This window comes from Ramlibacter sp. (genome assembly GCF_035706265.1).
Lineage (GTDB): Bacteria > Pseudomonadota > Gammaproteobacteria > Burkholderiales > Burkholderiaceae_C > Ramlibacter.
In genome coordinates this window covers 1-4,828 of the sequence record NZ_DASSVG010000390.1, presented here as the reverse complement: position 1 = coordinate 4,828, position 4,828 = coordinate 1, and the positions used below count along the sequence as shown (strand labels likewise).

The following is a 4,828-nucleotide window of genomic DNA, read 5'->3' as shown; positions in this document are numbered from 1 at the left end:
CTGCAGGCGCTGCACGTAGAGGTCCGCGTAGGCGCGGTCCTGGTAGTCCACCAGCCGGTGGTAGCCGAGCGCGAACATCTCCTGCACCGGGGCGGGGAAGCCCGCGGCGGCCAGCACGTGCGCTGCAACCGGCGCCGGCTGCGGCGCGGGCGGCGCCAGCACCTGCGCCAGGTACTCCGCCTGCGTACGCCCCTGCGCCACCCGCTCGAAACCCTTGGCGAAGCCGCGCAGGCTCGCCTCGGCGCCCTTGCCGCCGGCGCGCACCACCGCCTCGTAGTCCTCGCGCCGGAACGGGAACAGGCCGCTGCCGGCGATCGCGCCCAGCATGACGGCGCTGACCACGGTGCCCGCGTCCCTGGCCAGGGCGTTCATGTCGAACACCTGGTGGGTGCGGCTGAACCGCGCCACGAGCTGCTGCAGCTCGGCTGCGTCGCTGCGCCCGTCGCCCAGCGGCATGCGCTCCTGCGTCGTGAGCGTCCGCGCGGAGGACGTGATCACCAGCGTGCGCTCGGGCGAGGCCATGCCGTTGGCGACCTGGCGCGCCGTCTCCAGCAGCTCGGAGGAGACCATCGCGTCCAGCGCGCCGGGCACCGGGTTGAGGCTGAAGACCGGGCGCCGGCCGGCGAGCTGCGCCAGCGGAACGGGGAACACTTCCACGTAGTACGTGGTGGCGCCGGTGCGCTGCGCGACACCGGGAATCGAGGTCGCCTGGGCCGGGTAGCCGGCGTGGCGCGCGATCTCGACCAGCCACTCGGTCAGCACGCCGCCGCCTTCGCCGCCCAGGGCGCAAATCAGGAGGGAAATAGGAGACTTCATGCGGGCTGCAGCGCACGCACGACGGCGCGGCGGAAGGAGTGGAACAGGCGTTCGTGCCACTTGGGGTTCTGCACCACCTCGGCACGGTAGAAGCTGGGGCACAGCGTCGCCGCGTGCGCGTTCGCGCCGCACAGGCCGCAGCCCACGCAGCCGTCGATCACGGTGGCGACCGGGTCCACCTTGAGCGGGTCGGGGTTGTCCTTGAGCGTCAGCGTGGGGCAGCCGGAGAGCCGGATGCAGGCGTGGTCGCCGTTGCACACGTCCTCGTCGACGCCGTACTTCACGCGCACCACCCGCTCGCCCTTCTGCAGCAGGCTGGCCAGCCAGGGCTTGAGCCGGCGCTGGCGCTCGAGCTGGCATTCGCCCTCGGCCACGATCACCTTCAGCCCGTCGAAGGGGCTGGTGAAGGCCTCGGTGAGCGTGGCGCGCATCTTCTCCACCTCGTAGGTGTGTACGGTGCGCAGCCACTGCACGCCCAGGCCCTTGAGCGCGGACTCGATGGTCTGGTTGGTGTGGACCAGGCTCTTGCCCTTGTCGGCGGCGTTGAACTTGGCGTCCTCCGCCGGCGTGGACAGGATCTCCTGCGTGCCGGTGGCCGAGGTGTAGCCGTTCTTGAAGATCAGCAGCACGGCGTCATCGCCGTTGAAGAGCGCGCTCTGCACGCCCGTGAGCAGGCCGTTGTGCCAGAATCCGCCGTCCCCCATGATGGCCAGCGTGCGCCGCTGCATCATCGGCGAGACGCCGGCCCGGCTGGCGAGCGACATGCCGTAGCCCAGGATGGAATGGCCCATCGAGAACGGTTCGAAGGTGCCGAAGGCGTGGCAGCCGATGTCGGCGGCGATGTGCACGTTGCCGATCTGCTGCTGCGCGAGCTTGAGTGCCGAAAACACCGGGCGCTCCGGGCAGCCGACGCAGAAGCCGGGCGGGCGCACGGGCAGCGGCTTCGCCAGTGCCGCGGCGGCGGCCTGCCGGCGCTCCAGGTTTGCGGCCAGCCAGCGGCTCGCCTCCTCGTCGGCGGCATCGGGCAGGTAGCGCGCCGCGAATTGCGTGAGGCCCGTCGCCAGCACTTCCACCGTGTACTCGCCGCCGGAGGGCAGCAGGTCCTTGCCGTGCAGCCTGGCCTGCACGTCGCGCCGCCGCAGCAGGGTGGCGATTTCCTGTTCGATGAACTCGGGCTGGCCTTCCTCCACCACCAGCACGGCGCGCTTGCCGGCACAGAAGTCCGCCACCTGCTCCGGCACCAGCGGATAGGTCACGTTCAGCACCAGCAGCGGGATCTCCGTGGCGCCGAAGGCGTCGGCGAGCCCGAGTTGCTGCAGGCTGCGCACGAGCGCGTTGTAGACGCCGCCCTGCACGATGATCCCCACGTCGTCGTGCCGGCCGGGGAACAGTTCGTTGAGCTGGTTGTCGAGGATGTACTGGCGCGCCGCCGGGAGGCGCTGCTCGCCTTTGAGCTTCTCGTGCCGGAAGGTGACCGGCGGATGCGCGAGCCGCATGTAGTCGAAGCCGGCCGGATTCTCCATCAGGGCCCGGGTGGAGACCGGCGGCGGCACGTTGTCCCGGGCCTCGAAGCTGCCGCGCACGTGGCAGGCGCGGATGCGCAACTCCAGGATGGCCGGCATGTTGGACGCTTCGGAGAGGCGGAAGCCGTGCTCCACCATGCGCGTCATCACCGCCAGGTCCGGCCGCGGATCCAGCAGGCACATGCTCGACTTCAGCGCGAAGGCATGGGTGCGCTCCTGGATCACGGAGGCGCCTTCGCCGTAGTCCTCGCCGACCACGATCAGCGCGCCGCCAGTCACGCCCGGCGAGCACAGGTTGGAGAGCGCGTCGGCCGCCACGTTGGTGCCGACGATGGACTTCCAGGTGACGGCGCCGCGCAGCGGATAGTGGATGGAGGCGCCCAGCATCGCCGCGGCCGAGGCCTCGTTGGAGCAGGCCTCCACGTGCACGCCGAGCTCGTCGAGGTAGGGCCGGGCCTGCACCATCACGTCGAGCAGGTGCGACACCGGCGCGCCCTGGTAGCCGCCGACGTACGCCACGCCGGACTGCAGCAGCGCCTTGGTGATGGCGAGGATGCCCTCGCCGTGGAAGGTGTCTCCCGCGCCGAGGCGCAGCGACTCGATTTCCTTGCCGAACGAAACTTCCAAAAGCTGGCCTCCGCAACTGAGCGGGCAGTGTGCGCGCGCCGGCGCCATCGATCAATCCAATGAGGCGACTAAGCGATATGCAATGCGTGCATGAAAGAGCGCCGGGCTTAAGAAAGGTGCCTAGCTTGTACCCGTTGCGCGCCGAATCTGTTGCCCGCCTGAGCGGCGCGGATCAGAATCGCGGCCCCACAACGCCGAAGGAGACAAGTCATGAAGCAGTTGCGCTCGCTTGTTCTGCTTGCCGCCGCCTGCTGCGCCGCGCCCGCGCTGGCGCAGCAGGCCCCGCAGGATGAACCCGGGTGGGCCAAGGGACGACCGAAGACCGACGCCGCGATGCAGATGGCGCCGGTGCCGGCGTTTCCGATTCCGACGGCGCCGGACAAGCTCCCCACCGCGAAGTTCAAGCTGCCGCCCGGCTTCAAGGTCGAGACCTGGGCCTCGGGCATCCTGGACGCCCGCGGCCTGCGCCAGGGCCCGAACGGCAACATCCTGGTCAGCTCGCTGTTCGTCGCCAACAAGGTCTACGCCGTCCCGGAGCAGGGCGACCGCAAGGCCAAGGTGATCATCGACAAGATGCCGATGGCCACCGGCATCGAGTACGCCAACGGCAGCCTGTTCCTGGCGACCAACACGAAGATCATGCGCTGGGACAACGTCGACGGCCGGCTGGACAACCTGGGCGAGCCCAAGGTGATCTACGACCAGCTGCCCGGCGGCGGCGACCACAGCTGGAAGTACCTGCGCATCCGCGACAACAAGCTGTACTACGCCGTGGGCGGGCCGTGCAACATCTGCGATCCCGGGCCGTGGGCGAAGATCTACCGCATGAACCTCGATGGCACCGGCAACGAGACGATCGCCTCGGGGGTGCGCAACACGGTCGGCTTCGACTTCGATCCGAAGACCGGCCATCTCTGGTTCACCGACAACGGGCGCGACTGGTTCAGCGAGGAACTGCCGAACGACGAGCTCAACCACGTCACCCGGCCCGGCGAGCAGCACTTCGGCTTTCCCTATTGCCACCAGGGCAGCATCCCGGATCCGGAATTCGGCTGGGGCAAGTCGTGCGACGACTACGTGAAGCCGGCCGCGCTGCTGGGGCCGCACGCCGGTTCGCTGGGCCTGACCTTCTATCGCGGCAAGATGTTTCCCGCCAAGTACCAGGGCGCGATGTTCATCGCGCGGCACGGCCCGTGGAACCGCACGAAGAAGTACGCCGACATCTCGGTGGCCTGGCCGGACGGCAAGGGCGGCGCGCGCGTCGAGCCCTTCATGACCGGCTTCGTCGAGAACAACCAGTATCTCGGCCGCCCGGTGGACTTCCTGGTGCTGAAGGACGGCTCCATGCTGGTGAGCGACGACCACGCGGGCGCGATCTACCGCATCAGCTACGGCAAGCGATGACGGGGAGGGCGGCACGCCTGGCGTCCTGCGTGGCGGCCCTCGCGCTGGTGGCGCCGGCGCCGCCGGCCGGGGGCCAGCAGAAAGCTCCCGGCACGCCGGCGGCCGCCTCCTACGCGCAGCGCTTCGCCACGCTGTGCGCCACCTGCCATGGCGCCAACGGGCGGGCCGACACGCCGCTGATCCCCGTGTTGGCCGGCCAGCCTTCGCTCTATGCGATCACGCAGCTGTTCCTGTTCCGGGAAGGCCGGCGCAGCAACGAAGCCATGACGGCGGTGGCGAAGGCGTTGACCGAAGACGACCTGCGCGGCTTCTCGGATTTCATCGGCACGCTGCCGCCCGTCCAGGCTCCGGCGCCGGCCACGCCGCCGGATGCGGCGCGCATGGCGAGAGGGCGCGCGCTGGCGGAGCAGCACAAGTGCGTGTTCTGCCATGGCGCCAACCTCGCCGGCGGCCAGCAG

General features: G+C 69.8%; 4 protein-coding genes. 2 read left to right on the top strand and 2 right to left on the bottom strand.

The features are described from left to right. Both VFM98_RS14030 and VFM98_RS14025 read right to left on the bottom strand, forming a co-directional pair. Positions 1 to 816, bottom strand: an 816-nt coding sequence (locus tag VFM98_RS14030; protein WP_325110534.1) for an indolepyruvate oxidoreductase subunit beta family protein, incomplete at its 3' end; no start/stop codon positions are given. After that, a complete protein-coding gene (locus VFM98_RS14025; protein WP_325110533.1) occupies positions 813 to 2,966 on the bottom strand; it encodes an indolepyruvate ferredoxin oxidoreductase subunit alpha in 2,154 nt (717 codons plus the stop codon). The genes VFM98_RS14030 and VFM98_RS14025, both read right to left, overlap by 4 nt. A 210-nt stretch (positions 2,967 to 3,176) precedes the next feature. On the opposite strand from VFM98_RS14025, the gene VFM98_RS14020 reads away from it, so the two are divergent. Further along, entirely contained in the window at positions 3,177 to 4,370 is a 1,194-nt protein-coding gene (locus VFM98_RS14020) for a PQQ-dependent sugar dehydrogenase (RefSeq protein ID WP_325110532.1), read from the top strand. 29 nt (positions 4,371 to 4,399) lie between these two features. Then, a partial coding sequence (locus VFM98_RS14015) for a c-type cytochrome (protein ID WP_325110531.1) occupies positions 4,400 to 4,828 on the top strand: 429 nt, incomplete at its 3' end.